This is a genomic window from Streptosporangium heterodermiicola, assembly GCF_051390675.1.
Classification (GTDB): Bacteria; Actinomycetota; Actinomycetes; order Streptosporangiales; family Streptosporangiaceae; genus Streptosporangium.
Genome location: NZ_JBPJSR010000013.1, coordinates 206143 through 228272 on the forward strand (window position 1 = coordinate 206143; position 22130 = coordinate 228272).

Below are 22130 nucleotides of genomic sequence, written 5' to 3' on the forward strand. Positions count from 1 at the left end.
GGCCGACACACGGCGGGAAGGCGGAGGGCGATGAACATCAAGGACCGGTTCGGGCCGAGGGCGCGGAGGCTGCGGGCGGTGGCCCGCAAGGTCTTCGGCTGGCGGGACCTGCGACCCGGCCAGCTCGACGCCATGCGCCATCTGCTGGGCGGGGGCGACGCCCTCGTGGTCATGCCCACCGGCAGCGGCAAGTCGGCCGTCTACCAGGTACCGGCCCTGCTGCTCGACGGGCCCACCGTCGTCGTCTCACCGCTCATCGCCCTCCAGCGCGACCAGGTCGCCGGGCTGGCCGAGGCCGACGCGGGCGGGGCGGTCGCGGTCAACTCCGCCCAGTCCGGCGGCGAGGCCTCCCTGGAGGCCGTACGCGCGGGCACGGCCGAGTTCGTGTTCCTCTCGCCCGAGCAGCTCGCCAAACCGGAGACGGTCGAACGGCTGCGCGCCGCGCGTCCCTCGCTGATCGCCGTGGACGAGGCGCACTGCGTGTCGGCGTGGGGGCACGACTTCCGGCCCGACTACCTGAGACTGGGGCAGGTCATCGAACGGCTGGGGCACCCGCCGGTGGTGGCGCTGACCGCGACGGCCGCCCCCGCGGTGCGGGAGGAGATCATCGCCTCCCTCGGCCTGAGGAACGTCCGCCAGATCGTGCGGGGCTTCGACCGGCCCAACATCGACCTGGAGGTGCGCCGCTTCGTCACCCAGGAGGACCTGAGGCGGGCACTGGTGGAGGACGCGGCGTCACGCTCCGGGCTCGGGCTGGTCTACGTCGCCACCCGCCGCGCCGCCGAGGAGTACGCCACCGCGCTGCGCGAGGCCGGTCGCAGGGCCGAGCCGTACCACGCGGGGATGAGGGCGGCCGAGCGTCACCGGATCCACGAGATGTTCCGCGACGACGAGCTGGACGTCGTGGTCGCGACCTCGGCGTTCGGCATGGGCATCGACAAGCCGGACGTGCGGTTCGTGCTGCACGCCGCCCCGCCGGAGTCGCCGGACTCCTACTACCAGGAGATCGGCCGCGCCGGGCGGGACGGCGAGCCCGCCGCCGCGGTGCTGTTCTACCGTTCCGAGGACCTCGGGCTGCGCAGGTTCTTCGCCGGGGGACGGGCCGACGAGGAGCTCCTGCTGCGGGTCGCCACGCTGGTGCACGAGCACGGCGGCACCGTACCCGCGGGGGAGCTGCGAACCCTGCTCGGCGTCGGCGCCACCCGGCTCACCCGGCTGGTCAACCTGCTGGAGCGGGCGAGCGCGATCGAGGTCACCGGGGAGGGCGACCTGCGCGGGGTGCCCGACGGGCCCGAGCCCGAGGCGGCCACCGCCCGCGCCGTCGAGCTGGACGACACCCGGCGCCGCATCGACGACTCCCGGATCGACATGATGCGCGCGTACGCGGAGACCACGGGCTGCCGCCGCCGCTTCCTGCTCGAATACTTCGGCGAGCCGCGCGAGCACGGCTGCGGGGCCTGCGACACCTGCCGTGCCGGTCTCCCCGGCGAGCCGGAGGCCGTGGCGGGGAAGACGGGGAAGAAGCAGGAGGAGGGGCCCTTCGCGATGCACGCCAAGGTGCGGCACAGCGCCTGGGGCCCGGGGATGGTGATGAGCAGGGAGAGCGACCGGATCACCGTGCTGTTCGACGAGGTCGGCTACAAGACGCTCTCCCTGGAGGCCGTCGAGCGCGACGACCTCCTGGTCGCGGGCTAGGCGGGCCGGGAGGGGCCGCGAGGCGGGAGAGCCCGCCGGGCCGGACGGAGCGGGTCCGCGAGGTGGGGCCGGAAGTCCGCGAAGGCCGGGCGGGCCGGTCCACGAGGCGGGGCGGAGGAACTCGCGAAGGCGGGGCGGGGGCCTACGGGGCGGCGTCCGCGAGGCGGGGCGTCCGCGAGGCCGGAGCCGGGTCAGCCCGTGGACTTGCGGGCCACCCCGCCCATCGTCCACGTCTTGTCGCGGCGCTGCGCGGTGAGCGGGTTGTCGGGGTGCCAGTGGCGTATGTAGACCAGGCCGGGGTCGACCAGGTCCAGCCCGTCGAAGAAGCGCAGCACCTGCTCGCTCCGCCGCGAGGCGTCCTCGCCGCGGCCGAGGACCCGCTGGAAGATCTCGACCACCGCGCTCCGGGCCTCCGGGCGCGTGTCGAAGACGACGTGGCCGATGGCGAAGTGGCTGCCGACCGGCACCGCGTCGCGAAGGACGGCCACGCTCTTGTGCGGGTCGTCCTCGTCGGGGATGAACTGCAGGGCCGACAGGATCAGCACGGCGACCGGCAGGTCCAGGTCGATCAGGCGCAGCAGTTCCGGGTCGGTGAGCAGCTCGCTGGGGTGCATGACGTCACCCTCGACGACGCCGGTGTGGGCGTTGGTGGCCAGCGTGGCGCGGGCGTGGGAGAGCACCACCGGGTCGTTGGAGACGTAGACCACGCGCGTGTCGGGCACGATCTCCTGGGCCACCTGGTGGACGTTGCGGCGGTTGGGCAGCCCGGAGCCGATGACGACGAACTGGGTCATGCCCTCCTCGACGAGATAGCGCGTGATCCGGCCCAGGAACGCCTGGGCCTCGTGCGTCATGTCCCTGACCTCGGGCGCGATGGCGAGCACCTCCTCCGCCGCCCTGCGGTCGGCGGCGAAGTTGTCCTTACCGCCCAGGAAGTAGTTGTTCATCCTGGCGATGTTGGGCACGCTGGTGTCCAGGCCCGCCCCCGGACGCCGGGACGCATCGCTCATGTGTCGACTCCTTTGTTGCCTGTGACACTAAAGAACCCCACGGTGTGTGAACAGGTGTCAAGGCGCAGTTGATGCATGAAAAACGTACTTATTTCCCAAGAAAGTCTATTCCTTGCGGGCAACTCCGCCGACGACCCAAATGGAGTCCGGCCGGTGGGGTGCCGCGCCCTCCGGCCGCCATTCCGGGATGTAGACGACGCCCGGCTCGACCGGCCGCAGCCCGTCGAGGAAGAGCTCGACCTCGGCCTTGGTCCGCAGGTTCGCGCGGTGGGTACCGGTGATCGACCCGCTGTCCTGGAAGAGGGCCGCGAGCCGCGCGGTCCTCTCCGGGCACAGGTCCGAGACCGCGTGGGAGACGGCCATGTAGCTGCCCGGCGCGACGGCCTTCTGCAGGGCGGCCGTGGCCTGCAGGGCCTGCATGTCGTCGGAGACGTCGGTCAGGACCGAGAACAGCAGGATCGCCACGGGCTCGTCGAGGTCGATCATGTCGGTGAGGCCGGGATGCGCCAGGAGCCGTTCCGGGTCGCGGAGGTCCGCCTCGACGACCGTGGCCGGGCTGTTCTCCTTCAGGAGGGCCTGGGCGTGGACGACGACCATCGGGTCGTTGTCGACGTAGACGACCCGCGCCTCGGGCGCGACGCCGCGCAGGATCTGGTGCACGCTGCCCTGGGTCGGCAGGCCGCAGCCGATGTCGACGAACTGCCGGATACCGGCCCGCACGAGGAACCGTACGGCGCGGTCGAGGAACCTGCGCCCCTCCCGCGACATGGCGGGGAGCTCGGGGGCGATCGAGAGTGCCGCCTGCGCGGCGGCGCGGTCGGTGGCGAAGTTGTCCTTGCCGCCCAGGAAGTAGTCGGTTATCCGGCCCGCGTTCGGGATCGTGGGGTCGAACCTGAGGCGCTCAGGTTGCGGCGACGCCATGATGTCCTCCGTCCAGCCGTGTGGTTCCAGCGGACATTATCGACCTTCCGCCCACGCGGTGCTGTATTTCCTGCCAGAGTTCCCTTCTGTTCATGGCACTTCTTGGGCACCCGGCCGTCCGCCCCTGCTCCGCGCCTCGCCCCGCGTCCCCCCTCGCCGGGGACGGCCGGGCCGTCGTGACGGGTCTCCGGGTGCGGCCGGTGGCTGTCAGCCCGGTGTCGTCGGCCGCGGGCCTCCGGCCGGGTGCCGTCGGTCGCTGGCCTCCGGCGGGCTCGCGTGTGTCGTCAGTGGCAGGCCTCCAGGTGGCGTTCCCCCGCGGGGGGCAGCGCGAAGGCCGCCCACACCGCCTTGCCCCGGTTCTCCAGCGGAGCCCAGCCCCACGTCTCGCTGACGCCGTCGACCATCAGGAGCCCCCGGCCGTTCTCCGCCTCGTAGTCGGGCTCGCGCAGGCAGGGGCCCTGGTCGCTGGGGTCGGTGACCGCGCACAGCACCGAGCGCTCGGTGTGGCAGAGGATCACCTTGACCTCGGGGAAGGAACGGGCGTGCAGGACACCCCGGGTGCCGTGGCGCAGGGCGTTGGTCACGAGCTCGGAGACCACGACGCCGGTGTCGTCGATCAGCGGCTCCAGCTCCCATGCCCTCAGGGACCTGGTGGTGAACTCACGGGCGGTCCGTGCCGCGCAGGGGTCGTAACGAAGGCTGCGTACGGCCATCTGCAACTGGCCGGCGTGGCCCTCGTCGCCGGCCCAGGGGGGCAGGCCGCTCGGGGGGAGGAGGTGATCAAGCATCGACAACCACCGTTCCCACCCTCCGATCTCAGCTCGGATGGGTGTGGCTTCGTGTCTTTGGTAACCAGTCATCGGCGACCTTGCGGAGGGGGGCGATCGTATGGCGAGGTTGATCCGTCTAGTCATCTTGCCCTCCGTAATGTGCATAGGCAAGTACAGATGCACGTGCATCTGCACAAAAAGCTCTATGCTCGGAGTGTTGTTTCCCTCCCCGAACGGTGAGAGGCGAGGATGAACCAGCTGTACAACGGCATGCCGGCCGCCCTGATGGACGGCGTCGTCTGGCGCAAGAGCCACTTCAGCAACCCCAGCGGCAACTGTGTGGAGCTCGCGGAGCTGCCAGACGGCAGGGTCGCGATGCGCAACTCCCGCGATCCCGAGGGGCCCGCGCTGATCTACACCCGCCGCGAGGCCGACGACTTCGTCCGCGGGGTGAAGGGCGGGGAGTTCGACGACCTGATTAATTGAAGATCAGGATTATGGTTGAAAAATAAAACTCTCTATGGTCTGGGCGCGGTCGGCGGAGTACCGTGAAGGATCGCGATCGCCACAAAGAGTGCGCAGAGGCTCGCGTTCCGCGCCCGAAGGACTGTAGATGATCACACCCAACGCCGATGGCCGGCCGGTCGGTCCGACCCCCATGGCCGCGCCACGGGGGAGTTCCACCGTGCTGCGGATCGTGCTGGGCGCGCAGCTCCGCCGCCTGCGTGAGCAGCGGGGCATCACGCTGGAGGAGGCCGGGCACTCCATCCGCGCCTCGCACTCCAAGGTCAGCCGCATGGAGCTCGGCAGGGTCAGCTTCCGGATCAGGGACGTGGCCGACCTGCTCACCCTGTACGGGGTGACCAGCGACGCCGAGCGCGAGCCGCTGCTCTCCCTCGTCGAGAAGGCGAACCTCACCGGCTGGTGGCACAACTACAACGACGTGCTGCCCTCCTGGTTCGAGACGTACGTGGGCCTGGAGGAGTCGGCCGCCGGCATCCGCAACTACGAGGTGCAGTTCGTGCCCGGCCTGCTGCAGAGCGAGAGCTACGCGCGGGCCGTCGTCCGGCTGGGCTTCCCCTCGGCCCCCCACGAGGAGCTGGACCGCAGGGTGAAACTGCGGATGGCGCGCCAGCGGCTGCTGCGCCGTCCGGAGCCGCCCCACCTGTGGGCCGTGCTCGACGAGGCCGTGCTGCGCCGCCCGCTCGGCGGGGCCCAGGCGATGTGCGAGCAGATCGACCACATCCTGGAGGCACTCGAACTGCCCAACGTGACCGTCCAGATCGTGCCCTTCCACGTCGGCGGCCACGCCGCGGCCGGCGGGCCCTTCAGCATCCTGCGGTTCTCCCAGCCCGACCTGCCCGACGTCGTCTACATGGAGCAGCTCACCAGCGCCGTCTACCTGGAGAAGCGCGACGACGTCGACAGCTACCTGGAGGTCATGGAGCGGCTGTGCATCGAGGCCGAGCCGGTCACCCGCACCCGCGAGATCCTCCTGGAGATCCGCGAGGGGTACCGGCGGAGGCTCTGAGCCGGAGCGCTGTTCCGGGTCGAAGGAGCCGGGAGGGGCCCTGAGTCCGGAGGGACGAACGCGGCGTGTCCGGGCACGGACGCAACCGCCGGGCGGCGCCGTACGAAGATGTGTGAATGAGATGTCTCGTGACCGGCGCGGCCGGATACATCGGGGGGCGGCTCGTCCCCGAGCTGCTGGACGCGGGTCATGAGGTCCGCTGCATGGTGAGGTCGGCCGGCCGCCTGCGCGACCAGCCGTGGGTCTCCCGGGTCGAGGTCGCCCAGGCCGACGCGTCCGACGCCGAACAGGCCGCCAGGGCCCTTGAGGGCATCGAGGTGGTCTACTACCTGATTCACACGATGGGCGGGGGAAGCGACTTCGCCGCCGCCGACCGCGAGGCGGCCACCACCTTCGCCGCCGCGTGCGAGCGCGCGGGGGTCCGCCGCGTCGTCTACCTCGGCGGCCTCGTCCCGGACGAGAAGCGCTCGCATCCCGATGACCTAACGCCGGACGAGAAGCGCTCGCACTCCGGTGGCTCGGCGTCCGGCGAGAAGCTCTCGCCGCACATGAGTTCCCGCGTCGAGGTGGGGGAGATCTTCCTGCGCTCCTCGACGCCCGCGGTGGTGCTGCGGGCGGCGGTCATCATCGGATCCGGCTCCGCCTCCTTCGAGATGCTGCGTTACCTCACCGAGCGGCTGCCCGTGATGACGACGCCGCGCTGGGTCAGCACCAGGACGCAGCCCATCGCGATCCGCGACGTGCTGCGCTACCTCGTGGCCTGGGCCTCCGTCGAGGAGGAGGTGAACCGCTCCTTCGACATCGGCGGCCCGGACGTGCTCACCTACGCCGACATGATGCGGGTCTACGCGGAGGTCGCCGGGCTGCCCCGCCGGCTGATCATCCCGGTCCCGGTGCTCAGTCCCGGCCTGTCGAGCCACTGGGTGGGACTGGTCACCCCGGTCCCGGCGGGCCTGGCCCGCCCGCTGGTGGAGTCGCTGCGCAACGAGGCCGTCTGCGACGAGCACGACATCGCCCGCTACGTCGAGGACCCGCCCGGCGGCCTGGTCGGGCTGCGGCGGGCGGTGGAACTCGCCCTGCGGCGAATCAAGGAGGCCAAGGTCCTCACCCACTGGTCCTCGGCCTCCGTCGCCGGCGCGCCGAGCGACCCGCTGCCCACCGACCCCGACTGGGCGGGCGGCAGCCTGTACGTCGACGCGCGGGCCCGCCGGGTCGACGCCTCACCGGAGGCGCTGTGGGCGGTCGTCGAGGCCGTCGGCGGGGAGTCGGGCTGGTACTCCCTGCCGCTGGCCTGGAGCCTGCGCGGCCTCCTCGACCGGCTGGTCGGCGGGGTGGGCCTGCGCAGGGGGCGTCGTGACCCCAAGCGGCTCCGGGTGGGCGACTCGGTCGACTTCTGGCGGGTCGAGGAGGTGGAGGCCGGGCGCCTGCTGCGGCTGCGCGCGGAGATGCGCCTGCCCGGTCTCGCCTGGCTGGAGATGCGGGTGCTCACGCACCGGGGCGAGACCGTCTACGGCCAGCGGGCGATCTTCCATCCCCGCGGCCTGGCCGGGCACCTCTACTGGTGGACGGTCGCGCCCTTCCACAGCCTGATCTTCGGGCCGATGCTGCGCAACGTGGCGAAGGCCGCCGAGCGCGGGGTCCTGCCCGTCCCTCCGGAGAACCCGAGGACCCCGGAGAACCCGGAGGACCGGTCTCCCGCCCCCGACACGCCCGCCTCGGACGATCCCAGGAACACCGTCCCCGGCTGACCCGCCGACGGCCAATCCGTCAGGGCTCGCCGTCGCGGGCCACGAGGACGTCGACGATGTCCTCGTAGCCGATTCCCTTGTGCGTGAACTGGCCCGCCACCGCGAACTCCGCCAGGCCGTGGGCGGTCGAGAGCAGGGCCATCACCCGGGCCTTGGGCGCGGGCCCGTCCCAGGGACCCTGGATGCCGAGCGCGGTCGTCACCTGGTCGATCGCCGTCTCCAGCTCCGGGTGGTCCCCGGCGAGGAACTCCGCGGCGAACACCAGCCGGTACTCCTCGCGGTGCGTCGTGGCGTACTCGACGTAGCTCAGGTAGAAGGCCCGCAGCCGGTCGCGCGGGCCCGTCCCCTCCAGGATCGCCGTGGCGACGTGCGCGCTGAGGTCGGCGATGACCCGGACGGCGAGGGCCGCCAGCAGCGCGGTCTTGTCGCTGAAGTGCCGGTAGGGGGCCGTACGGGACAGGCCGGCCAGGTCGCCGACGGCGCGCAGTGTCACGGCGTCGAGGCCGCCTTCGCGCAGCAGTCTCAGCGCGCTCTCGACCAGGCGGGTCCTGGTGTCGTCCACCACCGTGGGACCACCTTCCGGGCTTTCCGTGTTGACAACGTCAACGTACCTGGTTGACACTGTCAACATGATGTTGACGACGTCAACCGGAGAGCTATGAAGATCACGGTGAACGGGCTGCCCGCCACGGTGGACGCAGGCCCCGACGATGCCGCCGTAGATGTCCTGCGCGAAGAACTCGGCCTCACCGGCGCCAAGGCCGCCTGCCGTACCGGAGTCTGCGGCGCGTGCACGGTCATGGTGGACGGGGTGCCCCAGGCGAGCTGCCTGCTGCCGTCCGCCGCGCTGGAGGATCGCGAGATCACCACCGCCGAGGGCCTCGACCACCCCGTCCAGCGGGCGCTCGCGGTCCACGACGGCCTGCAGTGCGGCTACTGCACACCGGGGTTCGCGGTCGAGGGAGCCGCCTTCGTCGACGCCTGGCGCGCCGAGCACGGCGACGTCGCGCCGCCGCGCGAGCGGATCGCCGCCGCCCTCGCCGGTCACCTGTGCAGGTGCGGCGCGTACGAGGGCATCTACACCGCGATCGCCGCCGCCTGCCGGGGAGAGCACGACGGCGCCGAGGGGACCCCCGCCCGGGTGGAGGCGATGGACAAGGTCGCCGGCCGCGCCCGCTACACCACCGACGTGCGCCTCGAAGGGCAGCTGGAAGGGGTGATCATCCGCTCCGCGAGGGCGCACGCCCGCGTCACCTCGGTCAAGGTGGACGCCGCCCACGTGGTCGACCTGCTGCCGCCCGACCGTACCGTCCGCTACGCGGGCCAGCCCGTCGCCGCCGTCGCCGCCCCCACCCGGCGCGAGGCGCTGGCGATCGCGGAGGCCGCGGAGATCGGCTACGACCCGATGCCCGCCGCGTTCGACGACGCGCCGGACGCCCCGCCCGTCTACGACGAGGCCGCCAGGAAGCACGTCCCCAGCTCCAGCGAGGGGATGGAACTGCCGGGCGGCTGGGACGGCAACGTGCGCGGCCCCTTCACCAGGGCGAGCTGGCGCGGGCGCACCGCCGCCAAGCGGATCGAGGCCGCCAGGCACGACGCCGACCCCCGCCTGGTGACCGGCACGTTCACCACCGCCGTCCAGGTCCACACCCCGCTGGAGCCGCACGCCTGCGTCGCCCGCTGGGACGCCGAGGGCGACCTGCACCTGCACCTGTCCACCCAGACCGTGGGCCTGGCCGCCGAGCAGGCCGCCAAGCGGTGGAACCTGCCCGCCGAGCGGGTCCACGTCGTCGCCGACCACGTCGGCGGCGGTTTCGGGGCCAAGGCCGGCGTCGGCACCGAGACGATCGCCGCCGCCGAGCTCGCGCGGGCCTGCGGCGCGCCGGTGCGCGTGGTGTTCAGCCGCGCCGAGGAGCTCACCGACGCGGGCAACCGCCCCGGCACCCGTACGACCCTCGAACTGCTCACCGACGACCGGGGCGACCTCGCCGCCCTCACCATGGACGTCCACGGGCGCGGCGGCGTGGCCATCGGGTCGGCCGTCGCGGTCATGGCCCGCCTCATGTACGGCACCGCGCCCCGGCGGCTCCGCGACTACGACGTGGTCACCAACGAGCCGCCCGGCGCCCCGTTCCGGGGACCGGGGGCGCCGCCCATGCTCTGGGCGCTGGAGCAGGCGGTGGACGAGGCCGCCCACCGCCGGGGCGAGGACCCGATCGCGCTGCGCCGCCGCTGGGACGGCAACCGCAAACGGCACGCCCTCTACGACCTGGCCGCCGCCCTGCCCGGGTGGACGACCAGGCCGCGGACCGGCTCCCAGACGGGCCGCTTCCGCCGGGGCGTCGGGGTGGCCGCCGCCAACTGGGCCTACATGCTCGACCCCGGCACGGAGGTGGAGCTGCGCGTCGAGGGCGACGTGGTCGTGGCCCGCACCACGACCCAGGACATCGGGACCGGCGTCCGCACCGTCATCGCCGACGTCGTACGCGAGGAGCTCGGGCTGCCCGCCGGGCGCGTCCGCGTCGAGATCGGCAGGACGGGCACCGTGCACGGGCCGCCCTCGATCGGCAGCCGGACCACGGCCTCGGTGGGCCCCGCCGCGCGCGACGCCGCGCTGCGCCTGCGGAAGCTGGGCGTGACCGACGGCGCCACGGTGGTCGGCGGGCGCCGCCGCGACCGGCGCGGCTACGTCACCCCGTTCCCGGTGGCCGGCATGGCGATCGGCCGCGGGTTCAGCGGTTCCGTCCACGTCACCGAGGTCGAGGTCGACACCCGCCTGGGCGCCGTCAGGCCGCTGCGGGTCTGGGCCGGGATCGCGGTGGGCCACATCTACGCCGAGCGCCTGGCGCGCAGCCAGTGCGAGGGCGGCGTCGTGCAGGGCATCGGCTACGCCCTGTACGAGGAGCGCCTGGTCGACCCGGTGACGGGAACCGTGCTGACCGCCAACCTCGACGACTATCGCGTCCCCGGCATCGGCGACACCCCGGAGATCACCGTGCACTTCCACCGCGACGGGTGGGACCACGTCACCGGCAACGGCGTCGGGGTCGGGGAGATCTCCACGGTCGGCGTGGCCGCCTCGGTGGGCAACGCCGTCTTCAACGCCACCGGCTGGCGCCCCCACGACCTGCCCATACGACCCGACCGGCTCCTTGAGGGGATCGCCCGTTGATCCCTTCTCCGCGGCCGTGGCCGGAACGGGTCTCCGGGAGAGGGCGCCCGCCCGGCCCCTCCGGAGGGAACCGGCCGACGGCCTGCTCTCCGGCTCCCCCGACCTTCTCGGCTTTCCGGGCTTCCTCGGTTTTCCGAGTCTCCCCGGACCTCCTGGGTCCTCCGGTCTTGTGGGCCTTCCCCGAGCGCGGCCCCTGGATTCTCACACTGGAAGGTGTTCGATGACCGTACTCACCGACCTCGGCGAGGCCGTGCGGCGCGGGGGCGAGTTCCGCGCGGGAGGCACCGACCTGATGGGCCGCCGCGCGGCGGGGCCGCACGTGGACCTGCGCGTCCTGCCCGACCTGTCGGGTGTCACCTGGCAGCCGGACGGCTCCGCCAGGATCGGCGCGCTGACCACGGTCGCGCGGGTGGCCCGCGACGCGCGCCTCGGCGCCGCCCACCCCTGCCTGACGCTGACGGCGGCGGGCCTGGCCACGCCCCAGATCCGGGAGGTGGCCACCGTCGGGGGCAACCTGCTGCAGCGCAACCGCTGCGCGTACTTCCGCAGCCCGGCCTTCTCCTGCCACCAGGACGGCGGCGACCACTGCCCGGCCCGCGCCGGGCTCGCCCCGAACGCCGCGATCCTCGACACCGGCCCGTGCGTCGCGCCGCACCCGTCGTCGCTGGCGGTGGCCCTGCTCGCCTGCGACGCCTCCGCCGAGACGCACGGCAGGGACGCGTTCCCGATCGCCGACCTGTACGGGGACGGCTCGGACCCGTCTCGCGACCACCTGCTGTCCCCGGGGGAGATCCTCCTCTCCGTCGTCCTGCCGCCGCCCGTACCGGGGGAGCGGGCCGCCTACCACCGGGCGATCGGCAGGTCCGAGGCCGAATGGCCGCTGGTGGAGGCGGCGGCGCGGCTCGTCGCCGACGGCGACGGGACGATCACCTTCGCCAGGGTGGCCGTGGGGGGCGTCGCCCGCGTCCCCGTACGCCTGCCCGAGGTCGAGGAGGCGCTCCTGGCGGGCGAACCCCTGGACCGGGCGGCCGGGCTGGCCACCGCCCGGTGCGCCCCGGCGGCCCGCAACCCCTACAAGCTCGCGCTGCTCGCCGGGACCGTCCTGGAGGTCCTGGAACGCGCGACCGGGACCGGCGAGCCCCGCTGACCGGCCTGACCGGCCTGCCCGGCCTGCCCGGCCCCTCCGTCACACCACCTCGGCGCGGCGGGGGTCAGGGGGACGCCGGGCGGACCTGTCACGGCGGCCCGCTGTCTCGGACGGGCCGGGTGCCCTCGGGCGGGCCGGGTGCCGCGAGGTCCGGCTCAGCGAGGTGGGCTCGCCGCCTCGGGGGTCAAGCCCTCGGGCGGGCTGGGCACGGAGGTCCGGCCTGTCCGGGCGGAAAAGCCGGAAAAGCCGGACAGGCCGGACCTCCCGGTGCCCGACCGTCCGACGACGACCGTCCGACGAGGCGCTAGGGGCGGGACGGACGCGCCGTGACCAGGCCCGTCTCGTAGGCGACGATGACGAGCTGGGCCCGGTCACGCGCGCCGAGCTTGCCGAGCAGGCGGCCCACGTGCGTCTTCACGGTCGCCGAACTCAGGGTCAGGTGATCGGCGATCTCCGTGTTGGACAGTCCCCTGGCGACGAGCGCGAGCACGTCGAGCTCCCGCCCGGTGATCCCGTCGAGCTCGCGGGCCACCGGGCGCGCCGGTTCGGGACGCCGGGAGAACTCGGCGATGAGCCGGCGCGTCACCGTCGGCGCGAGCAGCGCCTCACCGGAGGCGACCACCCGGATCGCGGCCAGCAGGTCGCCCGGCGGGGTGTCCTTGAGCAGGAAACCGCTGGCCCCGGCCCGCAGCGCCGCGTAGACGTACTCGTCCAGGTCGAACGTGGTGAGTATGAGCACCCGCACCCCCGGGACGCCCGCCGGGCCGCAGATGCGGCGGGTCGCCTCGATGCCGTCCATCTCCGGCATCCGCACGTCCATGAGCACCACGTCCGGCGACCCGCCGCGCGCCAGCTCCACCGCCTCGGCGCCCGTCCCGGCCTCGCCGACCGTCACCAGGTCGGGCGCGGTGTCCACCAGCACCCGGAAGCTCCCGCGCAGCAGCGCCTGGTCGTCGGCGACGAGCACCCGGATCACGGGGCCTCCTCGCGCGGCACACGCGCCCCCTCGGGTGACGCGGCCGTCTCCCCGTACGGGACGCCTGCCGCGCGGGCCTCCCCGGACGGCGGGAATGTCCCCTCGTCCGGTGCGCGCCCCTCCCGGTGCGGCACGCGCGTCCTCTCGTCCGGTGCGCGGTTCGAATCATCCGGTACGCGGGCCGAATCGTCCGGTGTGCGGGCCGGGTCGTACGGGTCGTACGGTATGCGGGCCGAGATCCCGAACCCGCCCTCCGGGCGGCGCCCGGCCGTGAGGGTACCGCCGTACACGACCACCCTCTCGCGCATCCCGATCAGCCCGTGCCCCGGCCCGCCGGGCAGCAACCGCTCGCCGGGCCCGTCGTCGGAGACCTCGACCAGGACCTCGCCGCCGGACGCCTCGACCGAGACCCGGCACCGGGCGGGAGCGGCGTGCCTGACGACGTTGGTCAGCGCCTCCTGGACGATCCGGTAGACCGACAGCTCCACCCCCTCGGGCAGGCCGGTCGCCCGGACGTCCAGCTCGACGCGTACCCCGGCCATCGACGCCCGCTCCGCGAGGGCGGTGAGACCCGCGAGGCCGGGGGAGGGGGCGAGGCCGGGGGAGGCACCGGGGCCGGAGCGGAGCACTCCCAGCAGCTGGCGCATCTCCGCCAGGGCGCTCCTGCTCGTGGTCTCGATGACGCGCAGCGCGTCCGCGGCCTCCTCGGGCCGTACGGCGGCGACGTGGTTGGCGATGCCCGCCTTGACCGCGATCAGGCTCATGCCGTGCGCCACCACGTCGTGCAGCTCGCGGGCGATCCGCAGCCGCTCCTCGGCCACCGCCCGGCCCGCGAGCTGCTCGGCCGCCCGCGCCGTGTACGCCCGCCGCTCGCGCACGGCCCGGCCCGCGACCCAGGCGCCTCCCATGAAAGCCACCCCCACCAGCAGCGGCCCGACGGCGCCGGGAGCAGGGGCGGGGGTGCCCACCGCCGACAGCAGCAGGACGGCCACCGCGCCGCAGGCGCCGATCGCGATCGTCGGCTCCCACCGGGGCCGGGGCCGGGTTAGCGCCACCAGGTAGACCGCGAAGGCCGCCGCCGCGAACCTGTCGTGCACCGTGCCCAGGAGGACGAGGGACACCAGCGACATCGCGAGGACGGCGCAGAAGACGGTGAGCGGCCACAGCCGCCGCACCGCGAGCGGCAGGGCGATCCCGGCCAGGATCAGGAACTCCGCCCACATGGGCACCGCGGGGTCCGGCCGCCCCGCCCCGAACAGCAGCAGCGTGAGCGCGTACCCCGCCGCCCCCAGGGCGTCGAGGCGGACGAGCCTGGCGCGGCTCCAGTGCCGCGGGAAGAGCGAGTCGTCCACGCTGAGGTCCACGCTGAGGTCCACGGTGAAGACCGTATCCGCCGGGGTCGGGTTCCCGCCTCCTCCCACGGGACGTCATCCCGGGGGACGACCCTCCCGCGCGCCGGGCGCCGCCGTCGGTCCCGGGGCCGACGGCGAAGTGCCCGCCGTGGCACGACGCGCCCGGGTCCCGTCCCGCGGGAGCCTCGACGGCATGATCGAAGTCAGGGAGTTGACCAAACGCCACGGCGCGACCGTCGCGGTGGACGGACTGTCGTTCCAGGTGAAACCGGGCCTGGTCACCGGTTTCCTCGGCCCGAACGGCGCCGGGAAATCGACCACGATGCGCGTGCTGCTCGGGCTGGACGCCCCCACCTCGGGCCAGGCGCTCGTCAACGGACGCCGTTACGCCACGATGCGGCATCCCCTGCGCGAGGTCGGCGCGCTGCTCGACGCGAACGCCGTGCACGGCGGGCGCAGCGCCTACGACCACCTGCGCTGCCTGGCGCGGAGCAACGGGATCGGGGTCCTGCGGGTGGCCGACGTCCTGGAGCGGGTGGGCCTGGCGGGGGTGGCCCGCAGGCGGGCCGGGGACCTCTCGCTCGGCATGCGGCAGCGGCTGGGGATCGCGGCGGCGCTGCTCGGCGACCCGGGCGTGCTGATGTTCGACGAGCCGGTCAACGGGCTCGACCCGGAGGGCGTGCGGTGGATCCGCCACCTGATGCGCTCGCTGGCCGCGGAGGGGCGCACGGTGCTGCTCTCCAGCCACCTGATGAGCGAGATGGAGCTCACCGCCGACCGTCTCGTGATCATCGGACGCGGCCGGCTGCTCGCCGAGACCACGGCCGGGGACCTGGCCGCCCGCCACGATCTGGGGGTGCTGGTGCGCTCCCCGCGCGCCGCCGAGCTCACCGGCGTGCTGGAGGCCGCCGGCGCGACGGTCGGCACGGAGCCGGGCGGGGGACTGGTCGTCAGGGGACTGGACATCGAGGAGATCGGGGACCTGGCCGCGCGCGACGGCCTCGCCGTGCACGAGGTCACCCCGCGCGGCGTCTCGCTGGAGGAGGCGTACATGGAGCTGACCGGCGACAGCGCCGAGTACCGGGCGGGCGGACGATGACCGGCCTCCCACGGCGCGAGCCGACGGTAAGCCGCGAGGTGACGGTGGATCGCGAGCCGACGGCGGGCCGCGAGGTGACGGTGGGCCGGCTGGTGGCCGACGTGCTGGCCGCCGAGTGGCTGAAGCTGCGCACGGTCCGCTCCACCTGGTACGTCCTGGCCACCGTCGCGGCCTTCGTCGTGCTCATGGCCGTGTTCGCCCTCTACGTGGGCGGCCTCTGGGACGGGCTGCCCCCCGAGCGCCGGGCCACCCTGCGCGCCGCGCGGCCCGAGCAGGTCCTCCTGCTGCCGCTACAGATCTGCATGGCCGTGCTCGGGGTGCTCGCCTTCACCTCCGAGTACGCCACCGGCATGGCCCGCACCGGCTTCACGGCGGTGCCGCAGCGAGGAGTGGTGCTGGCGGCCAGGGCGGCGGTCGTGGCCGCCGTCGCGTTCGCGGTGGGACAGGGGAGCGGGCTGGTGGCGTTCGCCGCCGGCCGGTTGATCATCGGTGACCGCCCGATCCCGGGCTTCGCGGCGCCGCTGTCGGAGGAGTTCCCGGAGATGTTCGCCGGCGGGCTGTCGGTGGTGGTGCTCGCCATGGTCGGGCTCGGCGCGGGCGCCGTGCTGCGCTCCACCGCCGGGGCGATCACCGGCGTCGTCGCGTACCTGTACATCCTCCCGAGGTTCGTGACCATGCTGCCCGAACCGTGGAACGCCAGGGTCGGCTCGGTGCTGCTGGAGGACCTGACCCGGCAGGCCGCGGGCGAGCCGCCCCTGGCGGTCGGGCTCGGCGACGCGCCCGCCGGGCTCGGGCTGTCGCCGGCGGCGGCGCTGGCGGTGATGGCCCTGTACGTCGTCGTCGCCCTCGGCGCGGCGGCCGTCGCGCTCGCCCGCAGGGACGTCCGGTGACCGGAGTGCGGCGCTCGCCTTCACGAAGGTGAGTGAACCGGGAGGTCAGCCTGTGATCTACTTTGTAAAGGCGGTGGCGCGGACGAGATCTCCGTAAGCGAAAAACCGGAGACCCTCACCTGAGGGTGGCCGCCAGGTGCTCGGCCAGGCCCTTGGAGGCGGCCTCGACCATCTCCAGCACCTCGGTGAACCCGTCGCGCTCGCCGTAATACGGGTCGGGCACCTCTGCGCCCTCGGGGGCGGCGGGGTCGAAGGAGCGGAACAGGCGCACGTCCGCGCCGCCGGGGGCGAGACGCCGCAGGGCGCCGAGGTTGTGGGCGTCCATGGCGAGCACCAGGTCGACCCGGTCGTACCAGTCGCCCAGGAACTGCCGGGCCCGGTGCTCGGAACCGTCGTAGCCGTGCTCGGAGAGCACCCCGGCGGCCCGCGCGTCCATCGGGCCGCCCTGGTGCCAGCCGCCGGTGCCCGCGCTGTCGACCGTGACGAGATCACCGAGACCGTGGTCGTCGAGCGTCTTCCTCAGCACGACCTCGGCCATGGGGGAGCGGCAGATGTTTCCCATGCACACCACGCAGATGCGATAACTCATGCCTACCAGGATGCCGCCTGCCGGGGGTGGGCCTGCCGGGTGAGGGGAGGGGCCGGGGCGCGGGTGTCGCCGAAGCGGATCCCGGCCTCGGCCCGGGGGAGCGGGCGCACCCCGGGACGCAGCAGGACGCGGCGCACCACCTCGGGCACGATCGCGGCGCCCAGGTGCCGTCCCAGGCAGAGGTGCGGGCCGTACCCGAAGTGCAGGCCGGTGTGGGAGGGCCGGTCGGCGCGGAAGGCGTCGGGCTCCGGCACGGCGTCCGCGTCGAACATCGCCGAGGCGACGCAGGCGAAGACCAGCGTGCCCGCCGGGACGAGCGTCGCGCGCGGGGTGCCCGCCGCCAGCACGTGGTCGCTCTCGCACAGACGGAAGATCATCCGGTTGGGCGGGGCGAACCGCAGGGCCTCCCAGACGTGGGCGTCGAAACGCGCCGGATCCGCCTCCGCCGCCGAGGCGACGGCCGCCCTCCTCACCTCGTCTCGCGACAGGAGCTCCCGGACCGCTCCTGCCACGGCCTGCGCGGTGTTCTCCACCGACCCGACGAGCAGGCCGGCCAGGTTGGCCAGCACGCGCCGGTCGCCGAAGGCGAGCTCCTCCGGCGGCCGGCCGCGCAGCAGGCGGGTCAGCACGTCGTCGGGGACGGCCCCGCCGCAGTCGAGGCGGGCCCGCCGGTCGTCGATCACGTCGTGGAGGCGGTCGCGCAGCCGGGCGCCCGCGTCCAGCGAGGCGGCGTGGACCGCGGGGTCGCCGTGCAGGTTCTTGAAGATGTCGGTCTGGGCCGCCCGCGACCACGCGGACAGCTCGTCGAGCCCGATGCCCGCCAGCCCGAGGTATTCGCGGCAGACGCGCAGCTGGACGTGGCGGGCGAGCTCCGCGACCGCCTCGACCCGCCCGCGCGGCCGGGCGCGGTCCAGCGCCTCGTCGGCGAAGGCGGCGGCCATACGGCGGACCCGGGGCACGTCCTGGACGGGCAGCACGCTCTGCATGAGACCCCGCTCCGCCCAGTGCAGCGGCGTGTCGTCCTGCGACAGCATGAAGCCGCCGCCCAGGAACGGGTCCACGCGCGGGGCGTAGAGCCGGACGGTGAAGACGCGCTCGCGCGACAGCACCTCGACGACGTCGGCGAACCGGGTCACCAGGGTGAGCAGCGGCGTGTGCATGATCGGCCGTCGTTCCCGCAGCTCGGCGAAGAACTCCCGCCACTCGGTGCGGATCCAGGAGACGACCAGGGCGGGCCGCCGGTCCTCCGCCGCCGACTCGTACCGGTCGAGAAACGACATCGATCCCCTTAGGTCACCACCGGAATGCCGGGTCAAGTGGTAACACGCAGAGTTATCGATAGTCAACATTGAGTAATGCTCGCGGCCGTGGTTCGCCTCGGGCCGGGCTCGTTCCCGGTCTCGCGAGCTCCCCGGGGTTTTCCCGGGGGCGATGGAAGCGATCACGCGCGCGTGATGTTCGATGACCTCATAGGCATCGTTCGTGACGTGGAGGTCCCGGTGGGAAGACTCAGTGAAGACGCCAAGGAACTGCTCAGGCAGCCCATCCACGCCTGGGTGACCACCGTCAGGCCGGACGGCTCCCTGCACAGCACCGTCGTGTGGGTCGACGTCGACGGGGACGACGTCGTCTTCAACACGGCCGTCGGCCGGGCCAAGGAGCGCCACCTGCGCGAGGACCCGCGCGTGTCGGTGAGCGTCCTCGATCCCGGGGACGCCCATCGCCTGGTCAGCGTCTCGGGCACGGCCCGGCTGGAGCTGGAGGGCGCGGACGAGGTCATCGACCATCTGGCGAGGAAGTACATCGGGGCGGAGTCCTATCCCGCCCGGACGCCGGACGAGCGGCGTATCACCGTGCGGGTCACGCCCGACGACGTCATCTTCAACGCGGGAGGCTGAGGGATGGAAGCGAGTGGAGAGGGCCGGCCCGCGCCCATCCGTCACGTCGGCGACCCGGTGCTGCACCGGCCCTGCGAGCCGGTCACCCGTTTCGACGAGAGCCTGGTCACGCTGGTGCACGACATGTTCGCCAGCATGTACGCCGCCGACGGCGTGGGGCTCGCGGCCAACCAGATCGGGGTCCCCCTGCGCGTGTTCGTCTACGACTGCCCGGACGACACCGAGGAGTACCGGAAGGGCGTCGTGGTCAACCCGGTCCTGGTGCTGCCCGAGGCCGCCGAGCGCACGTTGGCGGACTACGAAGAGGGGTGCCTGTCGGTGCCGGGACAGCGGGCGTCGCTCGCCCGGCCCGACCGGTCGGTCGTGCACGGTTCCGACGTCACCGGGGCGCCCCTGACGGTCGAGGGCACCGGGCTGCTGGCCCGGTGCCTGCAGCACGAGACGGACCACCTCGACGGCCGCCTCTACATCGACAGGCTCCCGGCGGAGCGGCGCGAGGAGGTCCTGCGGGCGTACGAGGAGGAGCGCGACCGGCCCGTCGTGGAGGACGACTGATCGGCGCTGACCGGTGCCGGTCAGTGCCGACCGGTGGCCGGCGCGGGGCGGTGCCGACCGGTGGTGGGGGCGACGACGGCGGGTTCGGCGGCGGGTTCGACGGCGCCGCTCCGACCGGAGCGGCGCCGGTCGGCCTCGGCCCGGCCGCTCGCGGCCTGACGGTCCTCGCACGGCCGTACCGGCTCACCGGTGACCGGTTCCGGTGGCGGACGCGGTCCGGGGCTAGCATGTCGCCCGGTAGAACCGGTATTCGGGGAAGGATCGGCTGTTGAAGGATCTCGGGGAGGAACTTCGCGCGTTCTGGCGGGAGCGTCACCTGTGCACGATGACGACCGTGCGCGCCGACGGCACGCCGCACGTCATCCCGGTGGGGGTGACGCTGGACGCCGACGCGGGGATCGCCAGGGTGATCACCTCGGGTGGCTCGCACAAGGTCCGCCACGTGCTCGCGGCGGGGGAGGAGGGCGCGGCCGTCGCGGTCTGCCAGGTGGACGGGAGGCGCTGGTCGACCCTGGAGGGGCGCGCGGTGATCCGTACCGACCCCGAATCGGTCGCCGACGCCGAGCGCCGCTACGCCGAGCGCTACCGCGCGCCCCGGGAGAACCCCGCCCGCGTCGTGGTCGAGATCCGCATCACCCGGGTGCTGGGCAATGCCTGACCCCGTCTCCTCCGGCTCCATTCCCCCCGGCCCCGTCCTTTCTGATTTCGCCACCGCCACCACCGCCACCGTCACCACCGCCACCGTCACCACCGCCGCCGTCACCGTCGTCGGCATCGGGGACGACGGCTGGGACGGTCTCTCCGAGGCGGCGCGGCGCGAGCTGCGCGCGGCCGAGGTCCTGATGGGCGGCGCCCGGCACCTGGGACTCATCCCGGAAACCGGCGCCGGACTTCGTACCGGGCACGGAGTCGAGTCGCGTGTCGAGCCCGGGGTCGAGCGCGTCGTCTGGCCCTCGCCGCTGCTCCCGGCGCTGCCCGCGCTGATCGCCTCCCACCGGGGGCGCAGGGTGTGCGTGCTGGCCAGCGGAGACCCCATGTTCCACGGCATCGGCACGACCCTGGTGCGGCTGCTCGGGGCGGACCGGGTCCGGGTCCTGCCGCACCCGTCGTCGGTCTCCCTGGCCTGTGCCAGGCTCGGCTGGGCGGCCGACCGCGTCGAGGTGGTCAGCCTCGTGACGCGTCCCGCCGAGGTGCTGCACCCGCTCGTCCACGACGGCCGCCGCCTCCTGGTCCTCAGCGCCGACGGCCGCACCCCGGCCCGGGTCGCCGGGCTGCTCGCCGCCCGGGGCTACGGCGCGAGCCCGGTGACGGTCCTGGAACGGCTGGGCGGCTCCGGGGAACGCGTGGTCTCCGGTACGGCCGCCACCTGGTCCCCGCCCGTGACCCACGATCTCAACGTCGTCGCCGTGGAGTGCCGCGCCGACGCCGGGACCGTTCCGCTGCCCCGCCTCCCCGGCCTGCCCGACGAGGCGTTCGAGCACGACGGCCAGCTCACCAAGAGCGAGGTGCGCGCGGTCACCCTGTCCCGGCTGGCGCCCCTCCCCGGGCAACTGCTGTGGGACGTCGGCGCGGGGGCGGGCAGCATCGGCATCGAGTGGATGCGCGCGCACCCGGACAACCGGGCGGTCGCGGTGGAGTCCCACCCGGGCAGGGCGGCCGGGGTCGCCCGCAACGCCGCGGCGCTGGGCGTCCCCGGTCTCGACGTGGTGACCGGTGCCGCGCCCGCCGCGCTCGCCGGGCTGGAGCGGCCCGACGCCGTCTTCGTCGGCGGCGGGGTGACCGTTCCCGGGATGGTGGAGGCCTGCTGGGAGGCGCTGCGGCCGGGCGGCAGGCTGGTGGCCAACGCGGTGACCGTCGAGTCCGAGGCGGTCCTGGCGCTCTGGCACGGCAGGCTCGGCGGCGGCATGGTCAGGCTCGCGGTCAGCAGGGCCGCCCCGGTCGGCGGGTTCACCGGCTGGCGGCCCATGATGCCCGTCACGATCTGGACGGCGGTCAAGCCGTCCGCCCCTGAGGAGAGGCGATGACGGTACGTTTCGTCGGGGCCGGGCCGGGCGCCGCGGACCTCATCACCGTGCGGGGCCAGCGGGCGATCGCGTCCGCGCCGGTGTGCCTGTACGCCGGGTCGCTGGTCCCGGCGGAGCTGCTGGAGTCGTGCCCGCCGGGCGCGCGGCTGGTCGACACCGCGAGGATGGCCCTGGAGGAGATCGTCGCGGAGATGGTCGCCGCCCACGGGGCCGGGCACGACGTGGCCAGGCTGCACTCCGGCGACCCGTCGGTGTTCAGCGCGATGGCCGAGCAGATGCGGAGGCTGGACGCCGAGGGGGTGCCGTACGAGGTGATCCCGGGCGTGCCCGCCTTCGCCGCCGCCGCGGCGTCGCTGCGGCGCGAGCTCACCGTGCCGGGGGTGGGGCAGACGGTCGTGCTGACCCGTACCTCGGTGCGCGCCACCCCCATGCCCGAGGGCGAGGACCTCGGCACGCTGGGCCGCAGCCGGGCCACGATGGTCCTGCACCTGGCGGTGCAGCGCGTCGAGGCCGTCGCGGCGGAGCTCGTCCCCAACTACGGCGCCGACTGCCCGGTGGCCGTGGTGGCCAGGGCCAGCCGCGACGACGAGGTGATCCTGCGCGGCACCCTGGCCGACATCGCCGGGCAGGTCCGCGAGGCGGGGATCCTCCGTACCGCGGTGATCGTCGTCGGCCGGGTGCTGACCGCCTCGGAGTTCCCCGACAGCCACCTGTACTCGGCCGCCCGCTGCCGTGACTGACCCCGCGTCCCGA

At 73.8% G+C, this 22130-nt stretch carries 21 protein-coding genes; 13 read left to right on the forward strand and 8 right to left on the reverse strand.

Features of this window, described 5'->3' with window-relative positions:
- Positions 1–30: 30 nt before the first annotated feature.
- The gene (locus ACSC1Q_RS27150; RefSeq protein WP_436761509.1) at positions 31–1695 is read left to right on the forward strand and encodes a RecQ family ATP-dependent DNA helicase; all 1665 of its coding nucleotides are present in this window, start codon (positions 31–33) and stop codon (positions 1693–1695) included.
- Between the two features lie 191 nt (positions 1696–1886).
- Here ACSC1Q_RS27150 and ACSC1Q_RS27155 read toward each other — a convergent pair whose 3' ends face one another.
- From ACSC1Q_RS27155 to ACSC1Q_RS27165, 3 genes are all read right to left on the reverse strand, one after another.
- Complete coding sequence (locus tag ACSC1Q_RS27155; RefSeq protein ID WP_436761510.1) at positions 1887–2705, reverse strand: SAM-dependent methyltransferase; 819 nt, start codon at positions 2703–2705, stop codon at positions 1887–1889.
- 105 nt (positions 2706–2810) lie between these two features.
- Positions 2811–3626 (reverse strand): SAM-dependent methyltransferase, encoded by an 816-nt coding sequence (locus tag ACSC1Q_RS27160; protein WP_436761511.1) that lies wholly within the window; start codon positions 3624–3626, stop codon positions 2811–2813.
- 284 nt (positions 3627–3910) lie between these two features.
- On the reverse strand, positions 3911–4414 hold the full coding sequence (locus tag ACSC1Q_RS27165; protein ID WP_436761512.1) for an ATP-binding protein: 504 nt from the start codon (positions 4412–4414) through the stop codon (positions 3911–3913).
- A gap of 231 nt (positions 4415–4645) precedes the next feature.
- On the opposite strand from ACSC1Q_RS27165, the gene ACSC1Q_RS27170 reads away from it, so the two are divergent.
- The 3 genes from ACSC1Q_RS27170 to ACSC1Q_RS27180 all read left to right on the forward strand — a co-directional run bounded on the left by ACSC1Q_RS27170 (position 4646) and on the right by ACSC1Q_RS27180 (position 7675).
- Positions 4646–4882: a DUF397 domain-containing protein gene (locus tag ACSC1Q_RS27170; RefSeq protein ID WP_436761513.1), complete on the forward strand. Its 237-nt coding sequence runs from the start codon at positions 4646–4648 to the stop codon at positions 4880–4882.
- Between the two features lie 127 nt (positions 4883–5009).
- Positions 5010–5927, forward strand: a complete 918-nt coding sequence (locus ACSC1Q_RS27175) for a Sco1979 family transcriptional regulator (RefSeq protein WP_436761514.1) — start codon at positions 5010–5012, stop codon at positions 5925–5927.
- Between the two features lie 116 nt (positions 5928–6043).
- Positions 6044–7675 (forward strand): SDR family oxidoreductase, encoded by a 1632-nt coding sequence (locus tag ACSC1Q_RS27180; RefSeq protein ID WP_436761515.1) that lies wholly within the window; start codon positions 6044–6046, stop codon positions 7673–7675.
- A gap of 19 nt (positions 7676–7694) precedes the next feature.
- Here the strand turns inward: ACSC1Q_RS27180 and ACSC1Q_RS27185 are convergent, their stop codons facing one another.
- Complete coding sequence (locus ACSC1Q_RS27185) at positions 7695–8237, reverse strand: TetR/AcrR family transcriptional regulator (RefSeq protein ID WP_436761516.1); 543 nt, start codon at positions 8235–8237, stop codon at positions 7695–7697.
- A gap of 96 nt (positions 8238–8333) precedes the next feature.
- Here ACSC1Q_RS27185 and ACSC1Q_RS27190 point away from each other — a divergent pair, with 96 nt between their 5' ends.
- Positions 8334–10847, forward strand: coding sequence for a molybdopterin-dependent oxidoreductase (locus ACSC1Q_RS27190; RefSeq protein ID WP_436761517.1), 2514 nt, complete (start codon positions 8334–8336; stop codon positions 10845–10847).
- A gap of 220 nt (positions 10848–11067) precedes the next feature.
- Complete coding sequence (locus ACSC1Q_RS27195; RefSeq protein WP_436761518.1) at positions 11068–11994, forward strand: FAD binding domain-containing protein; 927 nt, start codon at positions 11068–11070, stop codon at positions 11992–11994.
- 304 nt (positions 11995–12298) lie between these two features.
- Here ACSC1Q_RS27195 and ACSC1Q_RS27200 read toward each other — a convergent pair whose 3' ends face one another.
- Positions 12299–12970, reverse strand: a complete 672-nt coding sequence (locus ACSC1Q_RS27200; protein ID WP_436761519.1) for a response regulator — start codon at positions 12968–12970, stop codon at positions 12299–12301.
- Positions 12967–14346 carry a sensor histidine kinase gene (locus ACSC1Q_RS27205; protein WP_436761520.1) on the reverse strand — a complete coding sequence of 460 codons (1380 nt, stop codon included), beginning with the start codon at positions 14344–14346 and terminating at the stop codon, positions 12967–12969. Before ACSC1Q_RS27205 ends, ACSC1Q_RS27200 begins: the two co-directional genes overlap by 4 nt.
- 169 nt (positions 14347–14515) lie before the next feature.
- On the opposite strand from ACSC1Q_RS27205, the gene ACSC1Q_RS27210 reads away from it, so the two are divergent.
- Both ACSC1Q_RS27210 and ACSC1Q_RS27215 read left to right on the forward strand, forming a co-directional pair.
- On the forward strand, positions 14516–15421 hold the full coding sequence (locus tag ACSC1Q_RS27210; RefSeq protein ID WP_436761521.1) for an ABC transporter ATP-binding protein: 906 nt from the start codon (positions 14516–14518) through the stop codon (positions 15419–15421).
- A 44-nt stretch (positions 15422–15465) separates the two neighbouring features.
- The gene (locus ACSC1Q_RS27215; RefSeq protein WP_436761522.1) at positions 15466–16311 is read left to right on the forward strand and encodes an ABC transporter permease; all 846 of its coding nucleotides are present in this window, start codon (positions 15466–15468) and stop codon (positions 16309–16311) included.
- Between the two features lie 115 nt (positions 16312–16426).
- Here ACSC1Q_RS27215 and ACSC1Q_RS27220 read toward each other — a convergent pair whose 3' ends face one another.
- A complete protein-coding gene (locus ACSC1Q_RS27220; RefSeq protein WP_436761523.1) occupies positions 16427–16900 on the reverse strand; it encodes a low molecular weight protein-tyrosine-phosphatase in 474 nt (157 codons plus the stop codon).
- 2 nt (positions 16901–16902) lie between these two features.
- Positions 16903–18180, reverse strand: coding sequence for a cytochrome P450 (locus ACSC1Q_RS27225; RefSeq protein ID WP_436761524.1), 1278 nt, complete (start codon positions 18178–18180; stop codon positions 16903–16905).
- Between the two features lie 219 nt (positions 18181–18399).
- Here ACSC1Q_RS27225 and ACSC1Q_RS27230 point away from each other — a divergent pair, with 219 nt between their 5' ends.
- The 5 genes from ACSC1Q_RS27230 (at position 18400) to cobM (ending at position 22117) form a co-directional block, all read left to right on the forward strand.
- The gene (locus ACSC1Q_RS27230) at positions 18400–18798 is read left to right on the forward strand and encodes a TIGR03618 family F420-dependent PPOX class oxidoreductase (RefSeq protein WP_436761525.1); all 399 of its coding nucleotides are present in this window, start codon (positions 18400–18402) and stop codon (positions 18796–18798) included.
- 3 nt (positions 18799–18801) lie between these two features.
- Complete coding sequence (gene def, locus ACSC1Q_RS27235; protein ID WP_436761526.1) at positions 18802–19353, forward strand: peptide deformylase; 552 nt, start codon at positions 18802–18804, stop codon at positions 19351–19353.
- Between the two features lie 268 nt (positions 19354–19621).
- Entirely contained in the window at positions 19622–20011 is a 390-nt protein-coding gene (locus ACSC1Q_RS27240) for a pyridoxamine 5'-phosphate oxidase family protein (protein WP_436761527.1), read from the forward strand.
- Positions 20004–21377: a precorrin-6y C5,15-methyltransferase (decarboxylating) subunit CbiE gene (gene cbiE, locus ACSC1Q_RS27245; protein ID WP_436761528.1), complete on the forward strand. Its 1374-nt coding sequence runs from the start codon at positions 20004–20006 to the stop codon at positions 21375–21377. Before ACSC1Q_RS27240 ends, cbiE begins: the two co-directional genes overlap by 8 nt.
- Complete coding sequence (gene cobM, locus ACSC1Q_RS27250) at positions 21374–22117, forward strand: precorrin-4 C(11)-methyltransferase (protein WP_436761529.1); 744 nt, start codon at positions 21374–21376, stop codon at positions 22115–22117. The genes cbiE and cobM overlap by 4 nt, the downstream gene beginning before the upstream one ends.
- Positions 22118–22130: the final 13 nt, after the last annotated feature.